General features: G+C 75.0%; 24 protein-coding genes. 15 read left to right on the forward strand and 9 right to left on the reverse strand.

The window, feature by feature from the left end; translation table 11 throughout:
- Positions 1 to 115: 115 nt before the first annotated feature.
- Positions 116 to 709, reverse strand: coding sequence for a TetR family transcriptional regulator (locus ACZ6O5_RS00830; RefSeq protein ID WP_465973814.1), 594 nt, complete (start codon positions 707 to 709; stop codon positions 116 to 118).
- Positions 710 to 888: 179 nt separating this feature from the next.
- On the opposite strand from ACZ6O5_RS00830, the gene ACZ6O5_RS00835 reads away from it, so the two are divergent.
- Positions 889 to 2,373, forward strand: a complete 1,485-nt coding sequence (locus ACZ6O5_RS00835; RefSeq protein WP_465973816.1) for a hypothetical protein — start codon at positions 889 to 891, stop codon at positions 2,371 to 2,373.
- 48 nt (positions 2,374 to 2,421) lie between these two features.
- On the opposite strand, the gene ACZ6O5_RS00840 is transcribed toward ACZ6O5_RS00835, so the two are convergent.
- On the reverse strand, positions 2,422 to 4,458 hold the full coding sequence (locus tag ACZ6O5_RS00840; RefSeq protein ID WP_465974313.1) for a cellulase family glycosylhydrolase: 2,037 nt from the start codon (positions 4,456 to 4,458) through the stop codon (positions 2,422 to 2,424).
- A gap of 536 nt (positions 4,459 to 4,994) precedes the next feature.
- Between ACZ6O5_RS00840 and ACZ6O5_RS00845 the strand changes: the two genes are divergently transcribed.
- Genes ACZ6O5_RS00845 through ACZ6O5_RS00875 form a run of 7 tightly spaced genes read left to right on the forward strand, consistent with a single transcriptional unit; the run spans position 4,995 to position 14,336 of the window.
- Positions 4,995 to 6,050: a LacI family DNA-binding transcriptional regulator gene (locus ACZ6O5_RS00845; protein WP_465973818.1), complete on the forward strand. Its 1,056-nt coding sequence runs from the start codon at positions 4,995 to 4,997 to the stop codon at positions 6,048 to 6,050.
- 52 nt (positions 6,051 to 6,102) lie between these two features.
- On the forward strand, positions 6,103 to 7,779 hold the full coding sequence (locus ACZ6O5_RS00850; RefSeq protein ID WP_465973820.1) for a S1 family peptidase: 1,677 nt from the start codon (positions 6,103 to 6,105) through the stop codon (positions 7,777 to 7,779).
- On the forward strand, positions 7,776 to 10,010 hold the full coding sequence (locus tag ACZ6O5_RS00855; protein ID WP_465973822.1) for a serine/threonine-protein kinase: 2,235 nt from the start codon (positions 7,776 to 7,778) through the stop codon (positions 10,008 to 10,010). Before ACZ6O5_RS00850 ends, ACZ6O5_RS00855 begins: the two co-directional genes overlap by 4 nt.
- A gap of 29 nt (positions 10,011 to 10,039) precedes the next feature.
- Positions 10,040 to 11,518, forward strand: a complete 1,479-nt coding sequence (locus ACZ6O5_RS00860) for a VWA domain-containing protein (protein ID WP_465973824.1) — start codon at positions 10,040 to 10,042, stop codon at positions 11,516 to 11,518.
- Complete coding sequence (locus ACZ6O5_RS00865) at positions 11,515 to 12,627, forward strand: hypothetical protein (protein WP_465973826.1); 1,113 nt, start codon at positions 11,515 to 11,517, stop codon at positions 12,625 to 12,627. The genes ACZ6O5_RS00860 and ACZ6O5_RS00865 overlap by 4 nt, the downstream gene beginning before the upstream one ends.
- Positions 12,624 to 13,967, forward strand: coding sequence for an ABC transporter substrate-binding protein (locus ACZ6O5_RS00870; RefSeq protein ID WP_465973828.1), 1,344 nt, complete (start codon positions 12,624 to 12,626; stop codon positions 13,965 to 13,967). Before ACZ6O5_RS00865 ends, ACZ6O5_RS00870 begins: the two co-directional genes overlap by 4 nt.
- Positions 13,968 to 13,982: 15 nt before the next feature.
- Positions 13,983 to 14,336, forward strand: coding sequence for a CU044_2847 family protein (locus tag ACZ6O5_RS00875; RefSeq protein WP_465973830.1), 354 nt, complete (start codon positions 13,983 to 13,985; stop codon positions 14,334 to 14,336).
- Positions 14,337 to 14,365: 29 nt separating this feature from the next.
- Here ACZ6O5_RS00875 and ACZ6O5_RS00880 read toward each other — a convergent pair whose 3' ends face one another.
- Both ACZ6O5_RS00880 and ACZ6O5_RS00885 read right to left on the reverse strand, forming a co-directional pair.
- Positions 14,366 to 15,034, reverse strand: coding sequence for a lysophospholipid acyltransferase family protein (locus ACZ6O5_RS00880; protein WP_465973831.1), 669 nt, complete (start codon positions 15,032 to 15,034; stop codon positions 14,366 to 14,368).
- A gap of 26 nt (positions 15,035 to 15,060) precedes the next feature.
- Positions 15,061 to 15,663, reverse strand: a complete 603-nt coding sequence (locus ACZ6O5_RS00885; RefSeq protein ID WP_465973833.1) for a TetR/AcrR family transcriptional regulator — start codon at positions 15,661 to 15,663, stop codon at positions 15,061 to 15,063.
- A 169-nt stretch (positions 15,664 to 15,832) separates the two neighbouring features.
- Here ACZ6O5_RS00885 and ACZ6O5_RS00890 point away from each other — a divergent pair, with 169 nt between their 5' ends.
- Genes ACZ6O5_RS00890 through ACZ6O5_RS00900 form a run of 3 tightly spaced genes read left to right on the forward strand, consistent with a single transcriptional unit; the run spans position 15,833 to position 18,337 of the window.
- The gene (locus tag ACZ6O5_RS00890; RefSeq protein WP_465973835.1) at positions 15,833 to 17,116 is read left to right on the forward strand and encodes a multidrug effflux MFS transporter; all 1,284 of its coding nucleotides are present in this window, start codon (positions 15,833 to 15,835) and stop codon (positions 17,114 to 17,116) included.
- 54 nt (positions 17,117 to 17,170) lie between these two features.
- Positions 17,171 to 17,341 (forward strand): hypothetical protein, encoded by a 171-nt coding sequence (locus ACZ6O5_RS00895; RefSeq protein ID WP_199199507.1) that lies wholly within the window; start codon positions 17,171 to 17,173, stop codon positions 17,339 to 17,341.
- 54 nt (positions 17,342 to 17,395) lie between these two features.
- Positions 17,396 to 18,337, forward strand: coding sequence for an acyltransferase domain-containing protein (locus tag ACZ6O5_RS00900; protein WP_465973837.1), 942 nt, complete (start codon positions 17,396 to 17,398; stop codon positions 18,335 to 18,337).
- A gap of 37 nt (positions 18,338 to 18,374) precedes the next feature.
- Here the strand turns inward: ACZ6O5_RS00900 and ACZ6O5_RS00905 are convergent, their stop codons facing one another.
- Positions 18,375 to 18,914 (reverse strand): P-loop NTPase family protein, encoded by a 540-nt coding sequence (locus ACZ6O5_RS00905; protein ID WP_465973839.1) that lies wholly within the window; start codon positions 18,912 to 18,914, stop codon positions 18,375 to 18,377.
- Positions 18,914 to 19,255 carry a GlsB/YeaQ/YmgE family stress response membrane protein gene (locus ACZ6O5_RS00910; protein ID WP_465973841.1) on the reverse strand — a complete coding sequence of 114 codons (342 nt, stop codon included), beginning with the start codon at positions 19,253 to 19,255 and terminating at the stop codon, positions 18,914 to 18,916. Before ACZ6O5_RS00910 ends, ACZ6O5_RS00905 begins: the two co-directional genes overlap by 1 nt.
- Positions 19,256 to 19,469: 214 nt before the next feature.
- Between ACZ6O5_RS00910 and ACZ6O5_RS00915 the strand changes: the two genes are divergently transcribed.
- The 4 genes from ACZ6O5_RS00915 (at position 19,470) to ACZ6O5_RS00930 (ending at position 23,180) form a co-directional block, all read left to right on the forward strand.
- On the forward strand, positions 19,470 to 20,264 hold the full coding sequence (locus ACZ6O5_RS00915; protein ID WP_465973843.1) for an endonuclease/exonuclease/phosphatase family protein: 795 nt from the start codon (positions 19,470 to 19,472) through the stop codon (positions 20,262 to 20,264).
- 93 nt (positions 20,265 to 20,357) lie between these two features.
- The gene (locus ACZ6O5_RS00920; protein WP_465973844.1) at positions 20,358 to 21,638 is read left to right on the forward strand and encodes a cytochrome P450; all 1,281 of its coding nucleotides are present in this window, start codon (positions 20,358 to 20,360) and stop codon (positions 21,636 to 21,638) included.
- 40 nt (positions 21,639 to 21,678) lie between these two features.
- Entirely contained in the window at positions 21,679 to 21,939 is a 261-nt protein-coding gene (locus ACZ6O5_RS00925; RefSeq protein WP_107155127.1) for an acyl carrier protein, read from the forward strand.
- The gene (locus ACZ6O5_RS00930; RefSeq protein WP_465974314.1) at positions 21,936 to 23,180 is read left to right on the forward strand and encodes a beta-ketoacyl-[acyl-carrier-protein] synthase family protein; all 1,245 of its coding nucleotides are present in this window, start codon (positions 21,936 to 21,938) and stop codon (positions 23,178 to 23,180) included. The genes ACZ6O5_RS00925 and ACZ6O5_RS00930 overlap by 4 nt, the downstream gene beginning before the upstream one ends.
- A gap of 83 nt (positions 23,181 to 23,263) precedes the next feature.
- On the opposite strand, the gene ACZ6O5_RS00935 is transcribed toward ACZ6O5_RS00930, so the two are convergent.
- Genes ACZ6O5_RS00935 through ACZ6O5_RS00945 form a run of 3 tightly spaced genes read right to left on the reverse strand, consistent with a single transcriptional unit; the run spans position 23,264 to position 25,589 of the window.
- The gene (locus tag ACZ6O5_RS00935; protein ID WP_465973846.1) at positions 23,264 to 24,592 is read right to left on the reverse strand and encodes a glycosyltransferase family 2 protein; all 1,329 of its coding nucleotides are present in this window, start codon (positions 24,590 to 24,592) and stop codon (positions 23,264 to 23,266) included.
- The gene (locus ACZ6O5_RS00940) at positions 24,589 to 24,870 is read right to left on the reverse strand and encodes a phosphopantetheine-binding protein (protein ID WP_281942333.1); all 282 of its coding nucleotides are present in this window, start codon (positions 24,868 to 24,870) and stop codon (positions 24,589 to 24,591) included. Before ACZ6O5_RS00940 ends, ACZ6O5_RS00935 begins: the two co-directional genes overlap by 4 nt.
- Positions 24,864 to 25,589: a 4'-phosphopantetheinyl transferase family protein gene (locus ACZ6O5_RS00945; RefSeq protein WP_465973848.1), complete on the reverse strand. Its 726-nt coding sequence runs from the start codon at positions 25,587 to 25,589 to the stop codon at positions 24,864 to 24,866. Before ACZ6O5_RS00945 ends, ACZ6O5_RS00940 begins: the two co-directional genes overlap by 7 nt.
- Positions 25,590 to 25,600: the final 11 nt, after the last annotated feature.

A 25,600-nucleotide genomic window follows, 5' to 3' on the forward strand; every position in this document is an offset into this window, starting at 1 on the left:
TCCGCCTCCTAAAATCAAACCATTTGGTTCGGTTCAGGTATAGCACCGGTCGCGGGAAAATCAAACCGTCTGGTTCGATTCGCCTCGCGTGGGTCGACGCCCCGTGCGGACGACGTCAGCCCGGCGGACGGACCAACCGCTGCGCGGCGCGGCGGACCTGGGCCCGGGCGTCGTCGTCCGAGTCGGGCTGCGGCCCGAGCGCCCGGTGCAGCTCGACCGGGGCGGTGAGCCAGGACGTGGCCACCGCGATCAACGCGGCCAGCAGGTGGTGCGGCGGCCACTCCGGATCGACAAGTCCCGCCCGCTGCGCGTCCCGGATCACCGCGATCTTGTGCCGGTAGCCCGTCACGCGCTTCTCGGAAACCTGCTCGGCCCGCCCGCGTTCGTGCAGCCACGCCCACGCCGCGATGCGTTGCAGGTCGGGCCGGGCGGCGAACGTGTCGTGCAGCCGGACCGTGTAGTCCACCAGGTCGGGCGTGATCGGCACCACCCGGGACAACTCCTCGAGCCCGACCTCCATCACGGTGTCGAACAGGGCGTCCTTGTCGCCGAACCAGGCGTAGATCCGTTCCTTGCTGGCCCGCGCCCGCTCCGCGATCCGGTTGATCCGCGCGCCGTCGACGCCGTGCCGGGCGAACTCCACCATCGCCGCGTCGAGCACCCGCCGCCGGGTCTCCAGGCCCCGCGCCTGCGTCGCTGGAGAGGTCATCCGGCCACGTTAGCGCAGATGGTCGCACCCCTCGGCCGGGCCCGGGCGTCGGGGCACGCCGCGCCCGCACCCCGCGCGGCGCTGCGGCCCGGCCACCCGTTCGTGCCGCCGCGGGTTGCTAGTCTGCGCGTCGCCGCGGGAGCGCCCGGGGCGGCGTCGCGGCCGAGGGAGGAACCACCGTGCCCACGATCCCCCGGGGCCGCCGATGGACGGCGGCCGGAGCCGGCCTGTTGCTCCTCCTGTCCGGCTGTGCCCCGGGCCCGGCACCACGGACCGGCGCGCCGACCACCACCGCGCCGACCGCCGGGGCTCCCGACCGCCCGGCCGCGGGAGTCACCGGCACGCCGGGTGCTGGCCGGGCCGGGCTGGGACCCGCGCCGCTCGACTGCCCGCCACCCGGCCGGGCGTCGCGGTCGGCGAGCCGGCTCGACCCGACCGCCGGCTCCTACCTGGGACGGGCCGGCGGCGTGGCGACGGCGGTGGACGTGAGCCCGACCTGCCAGCTCGTCGTCGGCGGCCGGTTCACCGGCCTGCCCGGCGAGCAGGCGACCACGATCGGTCGGGGCGGCGCCGGCGCGGTGCTGCTCCTGGACGGCACCGGTCGGCGGCTGCTGCGTACCGTCCGGCTGGCCGGCGCGGTCGAGGACCTGGAGGTGCGCCGCACCGGCGGGGAGATCGCCGTGGCCACCGACCGGGGCGTGCTGCTGCTGGACGCGGCGGCCGGGCGGGCGCGTTGGCAGCGCGGCGGGCCCGCCAGCCGGGTCGCGGTCGGATCCGCCGGCACGGTCGCGGCGGTCACCGGCGCCACCGTCACGGTGTACGACCTGACCGGCGCCACCCTGGCCCGGATCGCCCCGAGCGGTCGCACGGTCAGCGACGTGGCGGTGGACGACCGCAGCGGTCTGGTCTTCGTCAGCGGGTTCCGGCAGACCTCCGGCGGGCGGTGCGTGCCGGTGCAGATCGCCTACGTGCACGCCTACGACCGGCGGGGACGACTGCGCTGGCGGGCGTACGACCATCCGGCGGACCGGCTGGGCGACCTGTGCGCGGACAGCCGGGCCGACCGCGTCGCGATGGGCCGGGACGGCCGGCTCTACCTGGCCGGGGAGACCGCCGGCGGGAACAGCGTGTTCGCCCGCTCGGCCGCCGACGTGGGACGGCCCGCACCGAACGTGGTCACCGACGACTTCAGCCGGGCGACCAACACCGGCGACGCGCACCACACCTACCTGGCCCGGTTCGACCCCGCCTCGGGACGCCAGCTCGCCGGGCAGGTGGTGATCAGCCGCATCGACAGCAAGGGGAACCGGGGCAACACCATCACGCCGCTCGCGATCGGCGCCGACGAGTCGGGCCGGATCTACGCCGGCGGGGTGTCGGCGTACCAGATCGCCGACCGGTCCCGGGTGACGCTCGGCGGCCGGCGGCTGGCCCCGTACGCCGGTGGGGACGCCTGGGTGCTGGTGCTTGCCCCGGACCTGCGGCGGCGGCTGAGCTGGGTGGTGCTCACCGACGGCGGCGCCGGGACGGTGCGGGGGGTGGCCGCGGCCGGCGGTGTCGCGGCGGCGGTGGCGCAGGTCGACAAGGCCGGGTTCTGGCGTGGTCCGGGGCCGTCCCTCGGCACCGGCGGCGGCTACCTCGCCGCCTGGCCCGGCCTCGGCTGACCGGACCCGCCGCCGGTGCCGAGGCGTCCACCGCGGCACCGGGGCCGGTCAGGGGGCGCCGGTGACCGCGGTACCGGCCCTGGTGATCCGGTACGTGGTCCGCGCGCCGCTCCAGAAGTGGAAGGTGAGCGTGACGGTGCCGTCGTTCACCTCGGCGAAGAACTCCGGCTTCAGGATGATGGTGTCGGCGGTGTAGTCGGGTTGGAAGTGTCCCCAGAACTCCTTGAACGGCGTCCAGTTGGCCGGGCCGGCGGGGCTGCCGTCGGCGTAGGTGGCCTCCATGGTGGCGAGCTGGTCACCGTGGAACCGGGTGGGAATGGTGAACGAGCTGGTCGTGCCGGTGGCGGCTGCCTGGGTGGGCGGGTCGGAGCTGATGATGTCGATCTTCCAGGGCACACCCTGGGAGAAGCGGGCCTCGACGGTGGCGTCGACGCCGTAGGCCCGGTTGCCGACCAGGCGGGTCAGCGCCGCCGGGGTGAGCGTGACGGTGGTGCCGGTGACGGTGTAGTCGGCGCCGGCGGCCAGCGGGGTGTCGCCCTGCCAGAGGCCGCGGAACGACAGGCCGTTGAGGTTGAGGGTGAGCGCCCGGCCGGTGATCGCGCCGGTGTGCGGCACGTACACCTGGTCGCTGGACGCGGTGCCGGATCGGCTGGTCCAGCTCGCCCTGATCATGTCGGCGACGCGCTGGTCGCGCCAGCGCAACGTGGTGCGGTCGAGGAACTGACCGGCGTCCCACAGCATCGTGGTGAGGTTGCGGGTGCGGGCGTGGTAGCCGACCGCCTCGAGGTACTTCAGGAACTCGCCCCGTTCGATGATGCCGGGCCGGGTGTGGTCCCAGGCGAGCAGCGCCCACTCGCCGATGACGACCGGGATGCCACGGGCGACGAACGTGTCCCGCAGCCGGTCGAACGTGCCGACCAGGTCCTGTTCCACGTTCGTGTCGTACCGGGTGCCGCCGGCGATGTTCACGCTGAACGGCCACCACCCGTAGAAGTGCACGGTGGCGGCGAGGTTGGGGTCGTGCAGTGCGGCGATGCCGGCGGACAACGCGTCCAGCCGCGCCTGCTCGCCACTGGTGTGCAGCGTGGGCAGGACCAGGAGCCGGGTGGCGTTGGCCCCGCCGGTCGCGCGGACCAGGTGGACGAACTCGGCGTTGAGGTCCCGGGTCGCGGTGTCGCCCTGCGCGTCGGTGGTGTCGGCGAACTGGGGCTCGTTGATGCTCTCGAAGACCAGCCTCGGTGAGTGGTCGCGGAACGTGGTGGCGAGCTGCGTCCACAGTGCCCGGTATCGATTCGTCACGCCGGCCCGGTCGGTGGGGTAGGTGTTGAGCCACTGCCAGGAGTCGTGATGGAGGTTGATCATCACGTAGAGGTCCTCGGCGAGCGCCCAGTCGACGATCTGGCGTACCCGGCCCAGCCAGGCCGCGTCGATGGTGTAGTCGGGCGCCGGGCCGTGGTGGTTGCTCCACGTGACCGGGAGCCGGACGCTGCGGTAGCCCTGCGAGCGCACGTGACGCAGGAGCGCCTGGGTGGTGAGCGGGTTGCCCCAGGCGGTCTCGTCGGGGATGGCGTCGAGCGTGTTGCCGAGGTTCCAGCCGGGTTGCATCGCGGCCACCGTGGCCATCGGGTTCCCGGCCGGGGGAGGGGTGGTCGGTGGCGTCGACGGTGACGCCGTGGCCGTCGGCGACGGGCTCGTCGACGGAGTGGTCGACGGGCCACCGGTCGGGGACGGCGTGCCGCCGGCGTCCCCGGCGCAGGTGACGCCGTTGAGCGTGAAGCCGGTCGGCGCGGTGTTGACGCCCGACCACGAACCGTTGAAGCCGAACGACACGGTGCCGTTGGTCGGCACGCTCGCGTTCCAGGCGGCGTTCGTCGCGGTGACCTGGCCGCCGGTCGCGGTGACCGTGGCGTTCCACGCCTGGGTGACCCGCTGCCCGGACGGGAACGTCCAGGCCAGCCGCCAGCCGTTGACCGGTGCGCCGAGGTTTGTCACGTCGACCGCGGCGGTGAACCCGCCCGACCACTGCGACGGCACCGCGTACGCCACGCGGCAGCCGCCGGCCGCCTGGGCGCCCACGGCCGTCATTGTCGACGCCACCAGCAGGGCTGCCACGGCACCGACGAGCGGACCGCCCCGGAGGCGGATTCTTCGGGTGCGCAGGATCATCGTGTTCTCCCTTGCCGTTGTCCGCCCGTACGCGGCCGGTGGCCAACGGTTCCGGACGGGTGGGGGCGCGCGCCCGGCGTCGCCGGGTGGCCTCGCACGGCCACCCGGCGACCCGTCGCGCGCTGGAGTGCTTCTCGCGGACGCCGCCCGATGCCTCCGCCGATCGCCGCGTCGCGGCAGCAACTTCCCGGCTCCCTGGAAAGTTTCGGGTCGAACGCTACGCGTTTCTTCGATGGTGGTCAATGAGAAGGCGGGCTCGGCGGCGATCTTCAACGTCGTGCGACGTCAACGGTGCGATACGGTGCAGAAAAAGCGCGAGATCCACTGGAAAGTTTCGGGCCACCCGCTACGCACCGGTGGCGCTCGACGGCACCGACGGGCATGGACGGACGGCTATCCTGGGGCCGGGCAGCGGTGGCCACCCGGAGGGCAGGCCGGCCGGGGGAGGAGCCAGCTTGTCGCAGATCGAGCCGGACGCGTCGGCAGTCGGGCCGGACGACACCGCCGCGGCTCCGGGCCGGCCGGTCACGATCTCCTACATCGCGGAGACCGCCGGGGTGTCGGTCCCGACCGTGTCGAAGGTCATCAACGGCCGGACCGGCGTGGCCTCGGACACCCGGGCCCGGGTCGAGGCGCTGATCAGCCGGTACGGCTACCGCAGGCCCACCTCGTCCACCCGCAGCAACCTGGTGGAACTGGTCTTCGACCAGTTGGAACACATGTGGGGCGTCGAGGTCGTCCGCGGCGTCGAGCAGGTGGCCCGGGCGCACCGGGTGGGCGTGGTGCTGACCGAGTTCGGGCCGGAGCGCGGTGGCGTCCGCTACTGGATCGACGACACGCTCGCCCGTCGTCCGGACTGCATCGTCTCCGTCGCGCAGCTGTCCGGCGAGCAACGCGACCAGTTGCGAGCGCGCGGCATCCCTTTCGTGGTCTTCGATCCCACGAGCGAGCTGCCCGACGGTGTGCCCTTCGTCGGGGCGACCAACTGGGCGGGCGGTCGCTCCGCCACCGGGCACCTGCTCCGGTTGGGGCATCGCCGGATCGCGATGATCGGCGGTCGGGACCGCATTCTCTGCTGCCGGGCGCGGCTCGACGGCTACCGCGCGATGATGGAGGCCGCCCACCTGCCGGTCGACGTGGACCTGGTGGCCCGCACCGACCTGACCGTGGACGGCGGGCGGGCCGCCGCCCTGCGGCTGCTCGGCCGGCCGGACCGCCCGACGGCGATCTTCGCCGGCAACGACCTCCAGGCGGTCGGCGTCTACCGGGCCGCGCGGGAACGCGGGCTGCGGATCCCCGCCGACCTGAGCGTGGTCGGCTTCGACGACCTGCCGATCGCCGAACTGCTGGATCCCCCGCTGACCACCGTGCGTCAGCCGCTGGCCGAGATGGCCGTGGCCGCGACCGAGCTGGCACTCGCGCTCGGGCGCGGCGAACCGACGCAGCGGACCGGTCTGGAGCTGGCGACCAGCCTCACGGTCCGGGAGAGCACCGCCGCGCCGCCCCGGTGAGAGCCGGCGGCGGGGGCAACGGATCCGGCATCTATCGACTACCGTGAGCAAGATGGCGGTGAATCACGGGACCGAGCCGTGGCCCGCCCGCATCCGTGGCCCGCACGGCGAGGTCCTCGGCGCCGGCCTGGCCGTCGACGACCGGCACGTGCTGACCTGCGCCCATGTCGTCGCCGAGGCCGGCGGCGACGGCGCGGCCGACCCGCCCGCCGGTCCGGTCGGCGTCGACCTCGTCGGCCAGCCCGGCGCCCCGACCACCTCGGCGCGCGTCCTGCCCGACTGCTGGGTCCCACCGACCGCCGACGGGCGCGGTGACCTCGCGCTGCTGGAGTTGGCGACGCCGCTGCCGCACGGCCCGTTCGCGCCGCTGCGCCGGCTGCGGTCCTGGGGCCGTCGCGTGGTGGTCTGCGGTTACCCGCAGACGCTGGAGCAGGGCGCCTACGTGCGGGCCCGGCTCCGCGGTCGCTCCGGGGCCGGCCGGGAACGGGTCCAGATGGACTCCCCGGCCACCGGGGCCCAGATCGTCCAGGGGTTCAGCGGCGCCGCCGTGGTCGACGAGATCACCGGGCACGTCGTCGGCATGGTGGTCAGCACCTACGACGACGCCGAGGGGGGCCGGGAGGCCGTCGCGGTCGGCGCGCCGGCCGGCGGCCTGTCCTGGATGATCCCGGTCGAGACGATCGTGCACCACCTGCCGTCCCTCCGCGACCGGGTGTCCGGGGCACCCTCGGTGGACCTCGACTTCCTGCGGCCCGACCCGACCCCGGTGGACCCGTCCACCGCACGCCGGATCGCCGACTTCTTCGGCCATCGGCTGCCGGCCAACGTGCTGGTCATGGTGACCGTCCATCCGGGTTCCGGCGCCGCCGCGGCGGTGCGTCGGGCGGCCGTCCGGTCCAGTCGGGAGTTCCGGCCGTCCGGCGGCCCGTCGGCCGGGCCGGACGACGACCTCGCCGCGCCGCCGATCGGCAGCATCGACCTGGCCGTGGATGCGGCGGGCCGGAGCACCGGAGACATGTCCCAGCGGATCGCCGGCTGGGCCGGCCCGGCCGGTGGCACGCAGACCGGGCCACGTCCCGACGAGGACGCGGAACCACCCCCGCGCTCGCTGATCATCAACAACCTCGACGCCGCCGCCGAGCCGGAGACGCTGCTCACCGACGTCGTGCTGCCCCTGGTGGACCAGGCGCCCGCGCGTGACCTGCGGATGCTGCTGACCTTCCGCGGCGAGTCGGTCCCGCTGCGGACCGCCCTGCTGGCGCACCGCGTCGCCGCGCTCCGGTCCACCGAGGACGCCGCCCGCGCGGCGTACCGGGTGGTCGCGCCGCTGGTCGCCGACGCCCCGCCGGTCCCGGCCCGGGCGACCCGGCTGCGGGTCCGTCTCACCGCGCTGCGGGCCGCGGCCGCCCAGGGCGACGCGTCACTTCCGGCCCGGCTCGCCGACACCGAGCGGACGACCGACCGGGCGTTGCGTGAGGCCGAGTCGGTGCGGCAGCGGCTGGTGGCGATGCGGGACCGCTGGTCCGAGCTGCGGGGTCGGCTCGACGCGTTCCTCGCCATGGCGGTGCGTCACGGGCTCTCCGAGGATCCCGGCCTCGGCCCCGACCAGCGCCGGGCGCACGGGCTGCTCGTCGACGGTCCGTGCGACCTGGCGGCGGCCGAGGCCGCGGTCCGGGAGTACGGCGAGGCGCTGCTGGGCCGCATCGAGGCCGGCCGGGGCGCGGCATGAGCCGGTGCACCCGGACGCCGGGCTGCGCGGGGACGGTGCTGCCGGACCTCGGCTACTGCGACGGCTGCGGGCTGGCCCCCGGGCCGGACGCGCCGCCCGGCCCGAGAGTCGCCGGTCCGGCGGTCACGGTGCTACGGCACGCGGCCCAGGGGGACACCTGGAGCGTGGCCGGTCTCGTCTCGCTGCCGGTCCTGACGTTCTCCTCCGACGCCACGGCGGTCACGCCGCCCCGGGTTCCGGACGACGCGCGGGTGTGCCGCAACGGCCACCCGGTGGGCCGTAGCCGGAACGGCCGGCCCGGCCTGGACCACGGGTTCTGCCCGCGTTGCCGGGCGGCGTTCAGCTTCCGGCCCAGCCTGTCCGCCGGGGACGTCGTGGCGGGCCGCTACCAGGTGCTGCGCTACCTGGCACGGGGCGGGCAGGGCTGGGTCTACCTGGCCCGGGACGCCCACCAGGACCAGATCGAGGTGGCGCTGAAGGGCGTGCTGCACGCCGACGACGAGCGGGCGCTCGCCGCCGCGGTCCAGGAGCGACAGTTCCTCAACGCGCTGGACCACCCCAACATCGTGCGCAGCATCGACTTCGCCACCCACGACGACCCGGACGTCGGGCCGACCGGCTACATCGTGATGGACTACCTGGACGGCATGTCGCTGCGCAGGCTGATGGCCGCCGCCGCGGACCCCCGGCAACCGGACGTCACCCTGCCGCTGGACCACATCCTCGCCTACGGCCACGAGATCCTGGCCGCCCTGGACTACCTGCACCGGCGCGGGCTGCTCTACACCGACATGAAGCCGGACAACGTGATGCGCACCGCGGACCGCGTCAAGGTGGTCGACCTGGGTGGCGTCCGGCGCTACGACGGCGGCGCGGCCGGGCTCGTCCATTCGCCCGACTTCCTGGTCAGCGCGGCGGAACTCCAGACCCGGGGCGCGACCGTACGCTCCGACCTGTTCGCGCTCGGCCGGACGCTGGCGGAGCTGTTCGAGCACCGTACGCCCGGACCGGACACCCCCGGCGCGGCGCCCGACGCCCTGGGGGTCGAGTCGTTCGAGCGGCTCGTCGCGCGGGCCACGCACCCGGAGTGGACCCGGCGGTTCGCCACCGCCACCGAGATGTCCGAGCAGCTCCTGGGCGTGCTGCGGGAGATCATGGCGGGCGCGCCGGACCGGCGCCAGGCCGAGCCGGTCTCGCTGTTCCGACCCTCCGCCCGGCTGCTCGACGCGGGCCTCGGACTGGTGCCGCCGCTGCACACCTGGACCGGCGGGCACGACAGCGCGGTGCTCGACGACGGCCGTCCCGCCGCCACCACGGTGGCACGGGGTCTGCCGGCGCCCCGCCCCGACCCGGACGACCCGGCCGTCGACGAGTTGGGCGCCGTGGAGGCGCCGGACGCGCAGAGCCTGCTCAACAAGCTCGCCACGGTGCCGCACGCGTCGGTGGAGGTCGAGCTGAGTCGCTGCCGGGCGTACCTCGACCTGGCCGATCCGACGGCGGCCGCCGCCGCGCTGGCCGCCGCCGTGACGATCCTCGGCGCCCGGGCGGGCACGGACTGGCGGATCGCCTGGCACCAGGGGCTGCTGGCGCTCGCCGCCGACCGGATCGACGAGGCCGCCCGACAGTTCGACGCGGTCTACGCCGACATCCCGGGCGAGATCGCTCCGAAGCTCGCGCTCGGCTACTGCGCCGAACGGCGCGGCCAGGCCGAGCCGGCGGCCCGTTTCTACGCCGCGGTCTGGCGGCGGGACCCGTTCCAGGCCAGCGCCGCCTTCGGGCTGGCCCGGCTCCGGCTGGCGGTGACCGACCGCGCCGGCGCCGTGGCCCTGCTCGACGAGGTCCCCGCGTTGTCCCGACACCACGACGCGGCCCGGATCGCGGCGGTGCGGGTGCTGGCGTCCCGGCTGCCCGGCGGGCCGCCCAGCGCCGACGAGCTGAACCGGGCCGTGGACCGGCTGGCGTCGGTGCACCTCGACGGTGGGGAAGGACACGGCGAGTCGCGCGACCGGCTCACCGCGGCGATCCGGGAGGCGGCGCTGGATCTGATCCGCTCCGGCGACCCGACCGGCCTGGCCGGCGACGCGCTGTGGGGTGAGCCACCGACCGAACGGACCGTGCGGGACCTGCTGGGCGGGTCCTACCGGGTCCTCGCCCAGCAGGCCCACCGCGTCGAGGACCACAACGTGCTGATCGACCGGGCGAACGCCGTCCGGCCCCGGACCCGATGGTGACCGACCGACCTGAACGGAGCGTGGCGCGGGTGGACACCGGCATCGAGTTCGGCCTGGAGGTCAACCAGAACAGATATCTCCCGGCCGGCGGCACGCAGATGCACGCCATCGTCTCGGTCACCGGGCGGTGGGCGACCGGCGAGGACGGCCGGCCGGTCCGGCCCGATCCACCGCGGCTGGCCGAGGTGCTGGTGATCGACTGCTCCGGATCGATGGCCGACCCGCCGACCAAGATCGCGGCGGCCCGACGGGCCACCGCCGCGGCGCTCGACGTCCTGCCCGACGGGGTGCGCTTCGCCGTGGTCGAGGGCACCCACCAGGCCCGCGTGGTCTACCCGCCGGAGCCGGGGCTGGCCACCGCGTCGGTGGAGACCCGACAGCGGGCCAAGGCCGTGGTCGCCCGGCTCGCCGCCGCCGGTGGCACGGCGATGGGTAGCTGGTTGGCGGCGGCGCGGGACCTGCTGCCCCGGCAGTCGTCGACGATCTGTCACACGCTGCTGCTCACCGACGGCATCAACCAGCACGAGACCGAGGCGGAACTCGACCGGGTGCTGCGGACCTGCGCCGGCCGCTTCACCTGCGACGCGCTGGGCGTCGGGGACGGCTGGCGCCCCCGGGACCTGCTGCGGATCGCCGCCGCGCTGAGCGGCACCGCCGAGGCGGTGCGCCGCCCGGCCGAGCTGGAGGCGGGCTTCCGGGAGACGATCCGCGCCGCGACGGCCAAGCTCCAGCCCGCCGTGCGGATCCGCCTACAGACGCTGCCGTACGCCCGGGTGGCCTTCGTCAAGCAGGCCCGGCCGGCCGTCATGGACCTCACCGAGTACGCGGAACGCGTCGACGACCGGACGGTGGAGTTCGCCGCCGGAGCGTGGGGCGTCGAGCGTCGCGAGTACCACCTCTGCCTCGACGTGACGGCGCCGGACGCGGTCCTGGACCAGGACCGGCTGGCCGCCCGGGTGGACCTGCTGGTCGACGGGGAGCCGCGCACCGCGCCGGCGACCGTGCTGGTGAACTGGACCGACGACCTGGTCAGGTCCGCCCGACTGGACCCGGGCGTGTCCCAGGTGACCGGGCAGGAGCAGGTACGGCAGGCGATCGACGCCGGCTGCGACGCGTACGACCGGGGTGATCTGACCGGGGCGCACGCGCAGTGGGCGCGGGCGGTCGAACTGGCGACCGCCACGCGCGACGAGGCGGCGCTGGAGCAACTGCGCTACCTCGTCGAGATCGAGCCGGGCGGGGTGGTCCGGCTCAGGCCGAACCTCAGCCGCACCGACGTGATCGTCAGCTCCGTGATGTCCAGCCAGGTCATGTTCGGCGACGACCCGACCGCGCCGTCCGCGCCGTCCGCGCCGTCCGCGCCGTCCGCGCCGCCCGCCCCGCGGCGGGTGGACGCGGACCGGCTCTGCGGCAACTGCGGCTGGTGGTCACCGGGGGACGCGACCTACTGCGAGCGGTGCAGCCACGACCTGGACGACAGGGGTCCGGTCGGGCGGGCGGAGGCGTGACGGCGGAGCGCATCCCCGAGCCGCCGGCGCGGCGGGTGAGCGACACCCGCCGTCATCTGGTGCGGCTGCGGGCAGCGCTGCTCGCCGCCACCGCGCTCGCGCTCGCCGGCTGCCTGGCGGTCTTCCTCGGCGTCGCCCGGACGGCCGACGCCGCCGCCGACCGCTCCGTCCCGGCGGTCCTCGCCGTCTACGACGCGCAGAACGCGTTGCTGCGGGCGCACGCCGCCGCGGTACGCAACCTCACCGTCGGCGGCGTGGTGCTGGGCGGGCCGGGCGTGGAATATCAGCGCGACATCGCCGGCGCCGGCCAGTACCTCACCCTGGTGGCGGAGAACAACGCGGCCGGTGACGACGGCACCCGGGACATCCAGACGGTGGAGGCGCTCCTGGTCACGTACACCGGTCTGATCGAGCAGGCCGACGCGCGTTACCGGGAGGCCGACCTGCACACGCTCGGGGCGGTGGCGCTGCGGGACGCGGCGAGTCTGCTCGCCGACATCATGGGGCTGCTCGACACGCTGCGGGGAAAGCAACTCGCCGTCCTCGACCAGCAGGTGAACACCGGCTGGACCGATCCGGCCACCGCCCTGGCCTGGCTGGCGCCGCTGGCCGTGCTCGGTGTGCTGCTGGTGCTGGCGCAGACCTACCTGTCCCGGCGGTTCCGGCGGACCTGGAACCTCCCGCTCCTGCTGGCCACCGCGGCGACGGTGGGTCTGGTGCTGCTGACCTCGTTGAGCCTGCGCTCGGCCGGGCAGCTCGACCAGGCCCGAGCGGACCTCCGGGTGGTGCACGACGTCCGGCAGGGTCAGCTCCGCGAGGTGCGTGCCGACGCGGCCACCCGACTCGCCGAGGAGGTGCGCCGAGAGTGCGAGTCGGCGTGCGCCAGCGTGCTGGCGGCGATCGAGCAGGACGCCGGGGGCGCGTCGGGGCCACCACCGGAGCCGGGCACCGCGGCCGGGGCGGAGGCGAGAACCGTGACCCGCGCCGGCCGGGCCGCCGACAGCCGCCAGGTGGAGTACGTCCTGCCGGTGCTGGCGCTCGGCATCGTGGTGCTGGTCCTCACCGGGTTCCAGCCCCGCCTCGCCGAATACGGACACCGGGCGTCATGACCGGCCGGAGTGGAGTGTCGCGGGCGGCGCTGGCCCTGGTCGTGACGCTGCTGGCCGGCGTCGGCCTGATCGGCTGCGGGGCCGCCGAGCCGGCCGGACGCGTGACCGTGCTCGGTTCCTGGACCGGCGACGAGGAGACGACCTTCCGCGCGGTGCTCGCCCGGTTCGAGGACGAGACCGGCATCCGGGCGGAGTACCAGGGGCACCGGGACGTCAGCCAGGTGTTGCAGGCGGGGATCGAGCGGCAGCGACCACCCGACGTGGCGGTCCTGCCCCGCCTGAACGACCTCCAGCGTTACGTCAACGAGGACGCCGTCCGACAGTTGGACGGGGTCGCCGGGTTGACCGACGACCCGGCCGCCGGTCGACAGCTCATTCGCCTGGCCGCCCGGACCGGGTCGGACGACGCCCCCACGCGGGTCTACGCCGTCGCCATCGCCACCCACCTGAAGAGCGTGTTCTGGTACGACCGCGTGCGGGCGGCCACCGTCGGCCTGCGGCAGCCGCCGAGGACGTGGGACGAGTTGGTCGACCGGGCCCGGACCGTCCGGGACGGTGGCGGGATGCCGTGGTGCCTGGGGCTGAGTTCCCCACCGGTCTCCGGGTGGCCGGGCACCGACTGGATCGAGGACATCCTGCTGCACCGGTCCGGGCAGCGGGCGTACGAGTCGTGGACCCGGGGCGAACTGGCCTGGAGTTCCCCGCAGGTGCGGGACGCCTGGCGGACCTGGGGGCAGTTGCTGAGCGCCACGCCGTCGCCGGAGGCCAGGCGGGCCGGCCTGTTCTCCACCTGGGCGGAGGCGGGCGCCGGCCTGTTCGACGCGCGGGGCGGCTGCCACCTGGACCATCAGGCGTCCTTCGCGGTCCGCGAATACCGCAAACCGCCCCGGAGCGCGGGGAACCGCGTCGACTTCTTCCCCACGCCACCGATCGGCTCGGCGGACACCGGCGGGTTGCAGGAGGTGTCCGACGACATCGCCGCCATGCTGCGGGACACCGGGCCGGCCCGGAAGCTGATGGCGTTCCTGGCCTCGGAGTCGGCGCAGCAGGTCTGGCGCCGCGCCAGCGGCGGGCTCTTCTTCAGCCGGCGTGGGCCCGCGGACTCCTATCCCGATCAGGTCACCGGCCGGGTCGCGGCCCGGCTCGGCACCGGCACGCTGTGCTGGGACGGGTCGGACCTGCTGCCGGCGCCGGTGGCGACCGCGTTCGAGCGGGCCACCCTGGTCTACCTGCACCAGCCCGAACGCCTCGACGAGCTGCTCAAGGAACTCGACGGGTTGGCCGGCACGGTGTCCCGTACCGATTGGATGGATCTGCGCTGCCACCCGGCGGCCGAGTGACAGGGGATGTGACGGATGACCGAACTACGGCGGTTCGACCTGGAGAGGGGCGGCTCGGTGGTGGTCGAGGTCGACGGCAAGCCCGGGATGACCCCGGCGGGCAACGCGGGCAGGGTGATCCGTGCGGCGGGGGCGACGTTCGACCGGGCCCTGTCGGAGGTTCGCGACGCCGCCTCCGCCGCGCTCGGCCAGTTCCAGTCGATGGCGCACCGACCGGACGAGGTGGAGATCGTGTTCGGCGTCCAGGTGACCGCCGACGCCGGCGCCGTGATCGCGCGTACCGGGGTGCAGGGGCAGTTGACGGTCACGCTGCGGTGGAAGCGCGCCTCGGGCCCGGAGCCGGTGGCGGGGACCGGTCCGACCGGGTGAGCGCGGTCGACGTGCCGGCACGGTGTTCGCTATCCCTCGGACGGCAGGTCGAGGTAGCAGCCGGCGGGTTCCTGACCGGACAACGCCTGGATGGCCGTCATGATCTCGTCGGTGACGGCCCGCCGGGCCCGCCCGCCGCTTCCGGTGACCGGCGGGGTGAAGTGCAGGGGCGCGCCGAACCGTACGATGACCCGCCCGGGCCGAGGCAGTCGGGCGCCGACCGGTTGGATGCGGTCGGTGCCGAGGACGGCGACGGGGACCACCGGGGCGCCGGAGGCCAGCGCGAGCCACGCGACGCCGGTGCGACCACGGTAGAGCCGCCCGTCGCGGGAGCGGCTGCCCTCGGGGTGGATGCCGAAGGCCCGCCCGGCGGCGAGCACGTCGAGCGCCACCCGCAGCGAGTCCTGGGCGGACCGGTGGCCGCCCCGCTCCACGGGGATGGCGTCGATGCCGGTGAGGCAGTTGCGGGTGAGCCACCCCCGCGGGCCGGGCCGCCGGAAGTACTCGGCCTTGGCCAGGAAGCTGACCGGTCGGGGCGCCACCAGCGGGATCACCACGCTGTCGATGAAGGACAGGTGGTTGGCGGCCAGGATCACCGGCCCGTGCCGCGGCACATTGTCCCGGCCCTCGACGACCGGCCGGAAGGCCATCCTGCCGAGCGGGGCGAGCACCAGCCGGGTGCCGGTCTGCAGCAGCACGTGTTCCCTCCGAGGGTGGGTCCCGGTCACCGTGGGACGCCGGGCGCGGGCCGGCCGAGGTGGGCCGCCACGGCGGCGCGCAGCAGCGGTTCGACGTCGTCGCTGCGCACCATGGTTTGGAGGCTGCCCCACTGTCGCAGCTCGGCGATGCCGTGCAGGTTGGCCCAGAGCGCGCCGGCGACGACCGGCGGCGCGGGGGCGTCGGGCGCGTCGGGCCGGGCCCGGGCGACCAGGTCGACCAGGACGCCGAAGAGTTCCTCGCTGGCGTCCCGCAGGCCGATGCCGTTGCCCCGCAGCAGGTCGTGCCGGAACATGAGTTCGAACATGCCGTGGTTGGTGCGCGCGAACCGCAGGTAGAGCCGGCCCAGTGCGAGCACCTGGTCGTACGGATCCGGTCCGGTGCCGCCGATCGCGGCGGTGACCTCGGCGCCGAGCTGTTGGTAACCCTCCTGGGCGATGGCCGCGAGCAGGGCGAGGTGGGTCGGGAAGTGGCGCCGCGGCGCACCGTGGGAGACGCCGGCCCGCCGGGCGATCTCGCGCAGCGTGAGGGCCGCGGTGCCCTCCTGGGCGAGCAGGTCGACGCCGGCCCGCACCAGGCGGGCCCGGAGCGTGCTGTCGGACGGCGGCATAGACACTGTCTACCACCCCTCGTAGACAGTGTCTACCGGCCTCGGCGGAGTGACCCGCGTTACCTCTCGGCCAGCCGGGAATCAGGTCGGCGCCACCGCATTTGAACCGAGGTGTGACTACCGCACCGAACCTCGCCCGGCCGCGCCCTGACCGGGCGGAGGCTTCCCGATGACCGATGTCCGTCCCGACAAGCTGTCGACGCCCGGCACCCGGACACCCGGTGACCTGATGAGCCGCGGACAGCGGGCCCGGCTCGTGCTGGTCCTCGGTTCGCTGATCGCGGTGGGACCCCTGACGATCGACATGTACCTGCCGGCGCTGCCCGCGATCGTCGACGACTTCGCGACCACCTCGGCGGCGGTCCAGCTGACGCTCACCGGCACCCTGGCGGGGCTGGCCCTCGGCCAGCTCCTGATCGGCCCGCTGTCGGACGCCGTCGGGCGGCGGCGCCCGCTGATCGCCGGGCTCGTCCTGCACGTCGTCGCGTCGTCGCTCTGCGTGGTCGCGCCCAACGTCGCGGTGCTCGGCGCGCTGCGGGTGGTGCAGGGCCTGGGGGTCGCCGCCGCCGCGGTGGTCGCGATGGCCGTGGTCCGGGACCTGTTCAGCGGCGCGGCGTTCGCCACCCTGCTGTCCCGGCTGCTGCTGGTGATGGGGGCGGCGCCGATCCTCGCCCCGACCCTCGGCGGCGGGCTGCTGCGCTGGACGGACTGGACCGGCGTCTTCGTCGCGCTGGCCGTCTTCGGCGTACTGCTGGTCGTGGTCGCCGCCCTCGGCCTGCCGGAGACGCTGCCGCCCGCGCGGCGCCGGCGCGGCGGCGTCGTCGCGACCGCGGCGCTGTACGGGTCGCTGCTGCGCGACCGCGTCTTCGTGGGCCTGGTCCTGGTGGCCGGCCTCGCCATGGCCGCGCTGTTCGCGTACGTGGCCGGTTCGTCGTTCGTGCTGCAACAGGGCTACGGGCTCGACGAGCAGCAGTTCGGGCTGGCGTTCGGCGCGGGCGCGGTGGGCCTGATCGGGGCGACCCAGTACAACGTCCGGCTGCTGCGCCGCTTCCCGCCGCAGCGGATCCTGGTCGCCTCGCTGGCGGCGGGGACGCTTGCCGGCCTGGCCCTGGCGGTCTTCGCCGCGACCGACGTCGGCGGGCTGCCCGCGTTGCTGGTGTCGTTGTGGCTCGTGCTGGCGGCGGCGGGCCTGGCGATGCCGAACGCGCCGGCGCTGGCGCTGTCCCGACACGGCGAGGCGGCCGGCACCGCGTCCGCGCTGCTGGGCGCCGTGCAGTTCGGGGTGGGTGCGGTGGCCGCGCCGCTGGTGGGCGTGCTGGGCACCGGCGCGCTGGCGATGGCCCTGGTGGTGGCCGGCGGCATGGTGGCGGCGCTGGCGGTGCTGCTGGTCGTGGTCCGGCCGGCCCGGCTCGCCGACCTGGAGCCCGCGCCGGCGGTCGTGGCGGTGCACTGACCGGACCCGACGCCGTCCCGGGCGGTCGGGGCGATCCCGTCGGATACTGGGCCGATGACGAATCCCGACCTCGACCCCGCGCTGTACCCACCGATCGATCCACGCGAGGACGTGCCGGACGACCCGGGGGAGTTGCTGCCGGACACGCCGGACGTCCTGCCGGAGGCGCCGACCGAGCCGATGCCCGACGACGGGGAGCCCGGCGGCGTGCCGGAGCCGGCCTGACCGGCCCCGGGCGCGGCCTGTCGCGGCGACCGCGCCGTCGGTAGGGTCGTCGGCGTGGATCTGGACGACACCGCCGTCCGGCTCGGAGTGCCGGTCGAGGACCTCGCACGCGTGCACCGGCTCGCCGGTGACCGGCCGTCGGCGCCGCTGCCGGCCCGGGCCGACGCGCCGGCGATCCTCGACCGGCTCGGGGTCCGCCCGGACGACGCCGCCGAGGTCATGGCGGGTTGGCCCGACCCGGGCTCCCCACTGTGGACCCCGGAGCTGCGCTGGCTGCTCGACCGCTCGATCGCCCTGGTCCGCGCCGATCTCGGGGGCCACGACTGGCTGCCGCCCGGCCCGGCCCTGCCCCGCGAGCGGGGCCCGGCCTGGCGGCACCTCTACGTGTACGCGTACCTGGCCCTGGTCGACGTGGTCACCGCGTACCACCGCGACCACGGCATCGACGACGCGGTGACCCGGGCGACCCTCGCCGACCTGGGCCGCAACCTGGCGATCGACAGGCGGATGACCGGCGAGGGCTGGCCGGTCATGCAGAGCTGGCTGACGCTGCACACCCGGGGCGGGCTCTACGAGCTGGGTCGGCTCCAGCACCAGCGCGGCGACACCATCGGCCTGCACATCCCCGAGGCGGGGCCGCTGAGCCCGGCGGCCGTGGACGCGTCGCTCGACCGGGCCCGGGCGTTCTTTCCGCGCCACTTCCCCGACGAGCGCCACACGGAGTTCTCCTGCGGCTCCTGGCTGCTCGACCCCCAGCTACGGGAATACCTGCCGGCGGACTCCAACATCGTCCGGTTCCAGCGCCGGTTCGAGCTGGAGCCCTACCAGAAGCCGGACGGCATCGACGCCGATGTCGAGGTGCTGCGGTTCGTCTTCCGCACGCTGAGCACGCCGCTCGACCGGCTGGAGCGCCGCACGGCGCTCCAGCGGGCGGCCGTCGACCACCTGGCCGCCGGGCGTCACTGGCGCTGGCGCGTCGGTCGTTTCCCGTTCTGACCGACGCCGGAGGCGACGCTGCCGTCGGGCCGGCCGGTCAGCGGGGCAACGACGACGGCAGCTCGGCGAGCCAGCGGTCCAGGGCCGCCGGACTGGGGAACAGCAGCACCGGCGGGCCGGCCGGGTCCGCCCGCCAGGCCCGCATCCGCCGCCGGGCCCGACCGAACGCGGACACGTGCCACACCAGGATCGAGTCCCGGGACAGCACGCTGCGCAGCGACTCACGGTTGCCGTTGCAGATCTCCTCGCCGCTGACCAGCCGGCCGGCGGTGCGCCGCAGCAACCGCCAGAAGGAGAGCGCCCGCGGATAGTCCAGGCCCACCACCAGGTCGGCGCGGGACAGCACCACGTCCCGCCACCCGTGGTAGGCACCGTCCAGGATCCACCGGTCGCCCCGGCAGACCGCCTCGATCCGGCGGCGCTGCTCGGCGACCGGCACCTCGACCCAGCCGGGCTGCCACAGCAGGTCGTCGACCGGGCGCCAGGGCAGCCCGAGCCGCTCGGCCAACCGCGCCGCCAGGGTGGACTTGCCGGCGCCGTACACGCCGTAGACCAGGATCCGGGCCGCCGCCGGCATCAGCTCCGGGCCTTGCCGCGGGCGTTCCGCCGGCGTGGTTCCTCGTCGCCGCCGGCGAGCCGGGTGAAGGTGAGCGCGTTCGCCGCCGCGACACCGACCACCGCGAAGCCGACCTGAAGCGCGAGCACGATCCAGTCCCACCGCAGGACCCAGAGCCGCACCGGCGCGTCGTCGGCGATGTCGACCCAGCGGGCGACCACGGTGCCGAGCACCGCCGCGCCGACGCCGATGACGAACGTGGCGAAGATGCCGATCCGCTGCCGGCCCGGCAGCACCAGCCGCCCGAGCAGCCCGATGAGGGCGCCGATGAGCACCGCGCCCAGATAACCACCCACGAGCATTGCCGTCACTCCTCCCACCGGTTCCGGCACTCATGCCCGCCCACCGCACCACCGGAAACCCCGCGCACGTCGAGCCGGCGGGCGGCGGTGGTGCCGGGACGCCGGCACGTAGGATCACGCACACCCCGCCGAGACCGCCACCCCCGCCGGAGTTCCGCTGCCCGAGTCGCCCGCACCCCGCGTCGCCCGGCCGCTGCGCCGGGCGCTGGCCGTCGTGTTCCTGCTCGTCGTGGCCGGGCTGCCCGCCGGCTCGTCAAGCGCCGGTGGCAGCGGGCCGGGCACCGTCCGGATGCTCCAGATGAACCTCTGCAACAGCGGCCGGGCGGGTTGCTACACCGGCGGCTCCGTGCGGCGGGCCGCCGAGGTGATCGCCGCCGAACGGCCCGACGTGGTCACCCTCAACGAGATCTGCCGGGACGACGTGGACACGCTGGCCCGCGCGCTCGCGGCGGTCCGGCCGGGCGGCCGGGTCGTCCCCGCGTTCCAGGCCGCCGGCGACCGCCCCAGCCGCGCCGCGACCCGCTGCGTCAACGGCCAGCCGTACGGGATCGGCCTGGTGGCCCGCCTCGCCGGCCCGGGGGCCCGCGCCGGCGCGCACCGCGGCACCTATCCGGCGCAGGACCTCGCGGACCCGGAGGAGCGGGTCTGGCTCTGCCTCCACGCCGTCGCCGTGCTGCACGCCTGCACCACGCACCTGGCGAACACCGACGGCGCCGTCGCGCTGGCCCAGTGCGCGCAGCTGCTCGCCACCGTGGTGCCGGCGATCCGCCGCGACGCCGGATACGCCCCGACCGTGCTCGGCGGCGACCTGAACCTGCGTGCGGGCGGCGTGCCCGACGTGCGGTCGTGCGTACCGCCGGGCTACCGCCGCGTCGACGACGGCGCCCGGCAGCAGATCGTGGCGACGACCGACGTCACCATCTGCTGCCGGCGGGCGGTGGACATGCGCGGCACGACGGACCATCCGGCGCTGGTGGCCACCCTGACCGTCGACCGGCCGCCGCGCTGACGGTCGGCCGGCGCCACCGGGTGTCCGGACACCGTGGACAGCCCGTGGCGACGCGTCTAAGGTCGGGCGCACCGGTGTCCCGAGGAGCGGCCCATGGGTGTCTCCATCTCCCTCGACGACCTGCTCGGCGAGGAGGTGAGACGCGACCCGTACCCGTTCTACGCGAGGCTGCACGGGATGGGGGAGGCGGTCGCCTTCCGGCCCGGCGAACCGCACGCCCTGGTCGTCCACGGCTACCAGGCGGTCCACCGGGTGCTGCGGGACCCGGTCTTCCGGGTGCTCGGCGCGGAGTTCCTGGACCGGGCCGGCACCCGTTGGCGCCAGCACCCGGTGACCCGGATCCTCCAGACGTCGATGCTCAACGCCGCGCCCGGCGACCACCTCCGGGTCCGGCGCCTGTTCGGCCAGGCGTTGACCCCGCGCCGGGTCGCCGCCCTGGAGCCGGCGATCACGCGGATCGCCGACCGCCTGCTCGACCGGCTCGCGGCGGCCGGCGCGGACGGCCGACCGGTCGACTTCATGGACGGGTTCGCGCTCACCCTGCCCAGCGACGTCGTCGGCGAGCTGCTGGGCGTGCCGGAGCGGGACCGGGCCTGGTTCCCGTCCCGGGTGCGCACGTTCGACGCGGTGCTGGAGATCGGCCGGCGATCGATGCGGGAGGTGCGGGCCGCCAACGTCGCGGCGACGGAGCTGACCGCGTACTTCACCGAACTGCTGGCCGCGCGCCGGGACCGGCCGCGCGGGGACCTCGTGTCGGCGCTCGTGCGGATCCGGGACCGCGACCCCGACCAGCTCTCCGCCGACGAGCTGCTGGCCAACCTGATCATCATGTACAACGCCGGGTTCCGGACCACCGCGAACCTGCTCGGCAACGGCCTGGTCCTGCTCGTGGCGCGGCCGGACGCGCGGGCCGCGCTGCGCGCCGACGCGTCGGTCGCCCCGGCGTACGTCGAGGAGATCCTCCGGTACGAGCCGCCGGTGCACTTCGCGCTCCGGTACGCGGCGGCGGACACCGAGGTCGCCGGGCTGCCGGTGCCGGCCGGTCGGACCGTGGTGGTGCTGACCGGCGCCGCCAACCGCGACCCGCGCCGGTTTCCCGACCCGGACGTGTTCGACCCGTCCCGGGTGGACAACCGCCACCTGGCGTTCAGCGCCGGGCCGCACCACTGCTTCGGCGCGGCCCTCGCCCGCGCGGAGGGCCGGCTGGTCCTGCCCCTCCTGCTGGACCGTTTCCCGGCGCTGGCGCTCGCCGCCGAGCCCGGCGAGCGGCGTCAGCTCATGCTGCGCGGGTACGACCACCTGCCGGTGCGTCTCACGTCGCCGGGGCCGGCGGTCCACCGGCCGATCGGGACCTTGCCAAACCATCCCGATTGAGTAAGGTCGATGCCACGCTGGGGAAAGGACACACCGGGCCATGACCGATGAGATCCGCGCGTTCCTGCTCGCCGCCCTGACCGAGATGAAGTACGACGTGGACGACGTCGACGACGACACCGTCTTCGGGCCGGCCGGTCTGGACGTGGACTCGCTCGGCCTCGCCGAGCTGGCGGTCCGGGTGGAGGACCGGTTCGGCGTGGCGTTCGACGACGACGAGGCCGAGATGCTCGCGATGATGACGCTCGGCGAGTTCTCCCGGACGGTGGCGCAGCGCATCCAGCCGGCCTCGGCGCACTGAGCGTGCGGCCGGGCGCGACGATCACCGGCATCGGGCTGGTGAGCCCGGTCGGCTCGACCGCCGTCGAGGTGTTCGACGCGGTGTGCGACGGCCGGTCGGGGCTGTCCCGCCCGCCGGAGGGCCATCCGGTGCACGGCGTGGTCGACGTCGCGGCGATCGCCCCGCCGATCGACCCGGCCTCCGTGCTGCCCGGCCCGGAGTCCCGCGTCGTGGACCGGTCGATCGTCATGGCGCTGCGCGCCGCCGGGGACGCGTTGGCCGACGCCGGTCTGCGGGTCGGTCGGGACGTCGACCCGTACCGGGTGGCGGTCGTCGTCTCCGGCGTCGGCGGGCTGTCCACACTGGCCGACCAGGTGCTGCGGCGGGCCGAGCGGGGCCGCTTCGGCGTCAGCCCGTACATGCTGCCCGGCACGCTGCCGAACATGGCGGCGGCGCGGGTCGCCATCACGTTCGGCATCCGTGGCTACACCTCGTCGGTCGGCACGGCGTGCGCGGCCGGCGCCCAGTCGGTCGGGGAGGCGCTGCGCATCCTGCGCGCCGGCGAGGCGGACGTGGTGCTGTGCGGGTGCGCCGAGGCGCCGCTGTTCCCCACGTTCGCCGACGCCTTCGGCAACGCCCGGGCGCTGGCCCGGGGCTGGGCCGATCCGACCGCCGCGAGCCGGCCGTTCGACCGCCGTCGCAACGGCCTCGTGCTCGGCGAGGGCGCCGGCGTGCTGGTGCTGGAACGCGCCGCGCACGCCGCCGCGCGGGGTGCCCGTCGCCACGCCGACGTGCTCGGCTGGGGCGCCACGAACGACGCGTACCATCCGACCACGCCCCGGCCCGACGGCTCCGGCGCGGCGCACTGCATGCGGATGGCCGTCCGCGACGCCGGCCTGGGCCTCGACGACATCGGGTACGTCAACGCGCACGGCACCAGCACGAAGGCCGGCGACGCCGCCGAACTGGCCGCCCTGGCCGACGTCTACGGCGCGCACCCGCCGCCGATGAGTTCGACCAAGGGCGTGACCGGGCACCTGCTCGGCGTCTCCGGCGTGCTCGAGGCGGCCGTCGGCGTCGAGGCGCTCCGGCGCGGCCTGCTGCCGCCCACCCACAACCTCGACGACCCGGACCCGGCCGGCGACGTCGACCACATCCGCAAGCAGCCCCGCCCGGTCGCGGTGGACGCCGTGCTGTCCAACTCGTTCGGCTTCGGCGGCCACAACGTCAGCCTCGTCCTGACCCACCCCACCACCCCCTGACCACCTCCCCCCACCCCCTTCCCCGCGCAGATTCACGGAAAGTGCGCGCGGGGGAGGGGAGGGGGAGGGAGGGGAGGACGGTGTCAGTGGAGGGTGATCTGGGTGGCGGCGTCGTGCGTCGTCACCGTCAGGGCGAAGTGCGGGTTCAGCATGTCGACCAGGTAGTCGAGGTCCGCGACGAGCGGCACCGGGAGCAGCGCCCGCTGGTCCACGTCGACGTGGCTGGCGACCAGCTCGATCCGGTCGGCCTTGAGCAGCCCCCGGGTCAGGAACGCCGGCAGGTCCTCGGGGAGCAGGCAGCGCCACAGGTCGACGTTGACGATCACGTCCAGCGCGCCGGTCTTGAACTGCTGGAGCACGGTGCCGAGCAGGTGCGAGTTCGTGTCGCCGGGCGGCGCCGCGTGGTCGAACGTGTGCGACCCGGCGCCGACGTCCACGGTGGACACCCCGTGGCCGATCAGCAACGCCCGGCTGGTGGCCAGCTCCTCCCGGAGCGTGGCGGACAGCGCGGCCGGCCGGCCCAGCCCGGCCCGCCGGTACGCGTCGATCGCGTCCCGGTAGAGGCGGATGCGGCCCAGGTGCCGGCCGAACGTGTTGATCGCGTACAGCACCTCGACGTCGTAGCGCAGGTGCTTGCGCAGCATGTACTTCATGTTGTCCATCGAGGCGAGCCCGTTGGTGGTCCGCCGGAAGTGGGGCAGGTGGTACGAGCACGCGTCGACGTCGAGGTGGAACAGCTCCGGCGGCGCGCCGTGCAGGTGGAAGACCCGGTAGAAGAAGTCGAGATCCTCGAAGCCCCACTTCACCATGGCCTCGTCGAACCCGCCGACCCGCCGGAACGACGGGCGGTCGACCGACGCGTTGTGGGTCAGCCCGAGCACCCAGGGCGCGCTCGGGAAGTCGCCCGTCCGCTGCGGATGGGCGATGTCCTCCAGGCGCGGGTCGCCGCGCTCGGCGTCCAGCATCGCCGGGACGATCGGCTCGCCGCGACGCAGCGCGTCCGCGCCGGCCCAGTCCAGGTCGTAGCGCTGGCCGAGCAGCACCCCGGGCCGGCCGGCGCGGTCGGCGTGGAAGTCCCGGTGCCGCTCCAGCAACCCGGGGTGCGCCACCGTGTCGGCGTCCAGGAACATCAACGTGTCGGCCCGGGCGCGCGCCGCCGCCGCGTTGCGGTTGGCGCTGCGTCCCCGGTTGGTGTCGCTGCGCACGTACTCGACGGCCAGCCGGTCGCGGTAGCGGTCCACGACCGGGCCCAGCGCAACGGTGGAGCCGTCGTCGCCGACGATCACCTCGAAGTCGTCGCGCGGCAGGGTCTGCCGGGTGAGCGAGTGCAGCGTCGCGTCGAGCGCGGAGCCGTTGTTGTGCGCGGGCACCACCACGCTCAGGGCCGGCTGCCGCCCGTTCGCCGTGCTCAACGGGGCGTGGAGTTGGCGGTGATGTAGTCCGCCAGGTCGCCGAGGGTGGTCATCCGGTCCTCGTCCAGATCCTCCACGTCGATCTGGATCTCCAGCTCGTCCTCCAGCTCCAGCAGCAGCTCCAGGGCGAGCGACGAGCTGAGGCCGAGGTCGTCCATCAGCTGGGTTCGCTCGGTGACCGGGGCGGCCGGCCTGAGCATGCGGCCCAGCAACGCCGTGAGGCTCTCGACCACCTGGTCGCGCTGCGGCGACGTGGTCGACGTGTCGTGTTCTAGCACCGGGGTGCCGGCGGGTCGATCAAGCGCTCCAGCATGGACTCATCAGAGCAAAGGACATCGGCGAGTGTCAACGGGTGGAACTCGACCGCGTACGGCGCGTCGCCGGGCGACGCGACCGCCCCCCGGTACCCGGCCGGCGTGACCAGGTCGGCGACCCGGTACGCGCCGGCCGGCTCGACGCACGCGACCACGTCGTCGGGGTGGACCGCCACCGCCAGGTTGGGCCAGAGCCGGCCCCCGGCCGCCTTGACCACCGCCTCCTTGCGGACCCACAGCCGGGTGAACCGCCGGGCCCGCTCCCCGGCGTCGGGCCCGGCGGCGACGTGCCGGGCCTCCGCCGGGTGGAAGAAGCGCGCGGCCAGTCCGACCGGGTCCCGGCCCGGCGACAGGTGCTCGATGTCCACCCCGACCGGGCGGTTCCGGCTGATCGCCACCGCGACCAGCGAGCCGGAGTACGACAGGCTGGTGTGCGGCCCGTCCGACGTCGGCTTGCCGTGCCGGCCCCGCCGCCAGACGAGCGCGGACGGCGGGACGCCCACCGCGTGCCCGGCCAGGACGCGCAGCGCGCCGTGCGCGACGGTGAACCGGTCCCGAAGCCAGGGTGCGCCGAGCGCGGCGGCGCGGGCCCGCTCGTCGCGGTCGAGCACCGCCCGGCACCGGGCCAGCTCGTCCGGCGAGCCGTCGGCGGCGACGACGCAGACGCGTACGCGGTCCGGCATGGACGGCAGCG

The sequence above is a fragment of the Micromonospora sp. NPDC049201 genome (genome assembly GCF_055586805.1).

Coding starts and splice junctions, on each gene's coding strand:
- ACZ6O5_RS00830 (WP_465973814.1), bottom strand. CDS start 709: ATGACCTCTCCAGCGACGCAGGCGCGGGGCCTGGAGACCCGGCGGCGG.
- ACZ6O5_RS00840 (WP_465974313.1), bottom strand. CDS start 4,458: ATGACGGCCGTGGGCGCCCAGGCGGCCGGCGGCTGCCGCGTGGCGTAC.
- ACZ6O5_RS00850 (WP_465973820.1), top strand. CDS start 6,103: ATGGCGGTGAATCACGGGACCGAGCCGTGGCCCGCCCGCATCCGTGGC.
- ACZ6O5_RS00855 (WP_465973822.1), top strand. CDS start 7,776: ATGAGCCGGTGCACCCGGACGCCGGGCTGCGCGGGGACGGTGCTGCCG.
- ACZ6O5_RS00870 (WP_465973828.1), top strand. CDS start 12,624: ATGACCGGCCGGAGTGGAGTGTCGCGGGCGGCGCTGGCCCTGGTCGTG.
- ACZ6O5_RS00875 (WP_465973830.1), top strand. CDS start 13,983: ATGACCGAACTACGGCGGTTCGACCTGGAGAGGGGCGGCTCGGTGGTG.
- ACZ6O5_RS00885 (WP_465973833.1), bottom strand. CDS start 15,663: ATGCCGCCGTCCGACAGCACGCTCCGGGCCCGCCTGGTGCGGGCCGGC.
- ACZ6O5_RS00890 (WP_465973835.1), top strand. CDS start 15,833: ATGACCGATGTCCGTCCCGACAAGCTGTCGACGCCCGGCACCCGGACA.
- ACZ6O5_RS00895 (WP_199199507.1), top strand. CDS start 17,171: ATGACGAATCCCGACCTCGACCCCGCGCTGTACCCACCGATCGATCCA.
- ACZ6O5_RS00905 (WP_465973839.1), bottom strand. CDS start 18,914: ATGCCGGCGGCGGCCCGGATCCTGGTCTACGGCGTGTACGGCGCCGGC.
- ACZ6O5_RS00910 (WP_465973841.1), bottom strand. CDS start 19,255: ATGCTCGTGGGTGGTTATCTGGGCGCGGTGCTCATCGGCGCCCTCATC.
- ACZ6O5_RS00920 (WP_465973844.1), top strand. CDS start 20,358: ATGGGTGTCTCCATCTCCCTCGACGACCTGCTCGGCGAGGAGGTGAGA.
- ACZ6O5_RS00925 (WP_107155127.1), top strand. CDS start 21,679: ATGACCGATGAGATCCGCGCGTTCCTGCTCGCCGCCCTGACCGAGATG.
- ACZ6O5_RS00945 (WP_465973848.1), bottom strand. CDS start 25,589: ATGCCGGACCGCGTACGCGTCTGCGTCGTCGCCGCCGACGGCTCGCCG.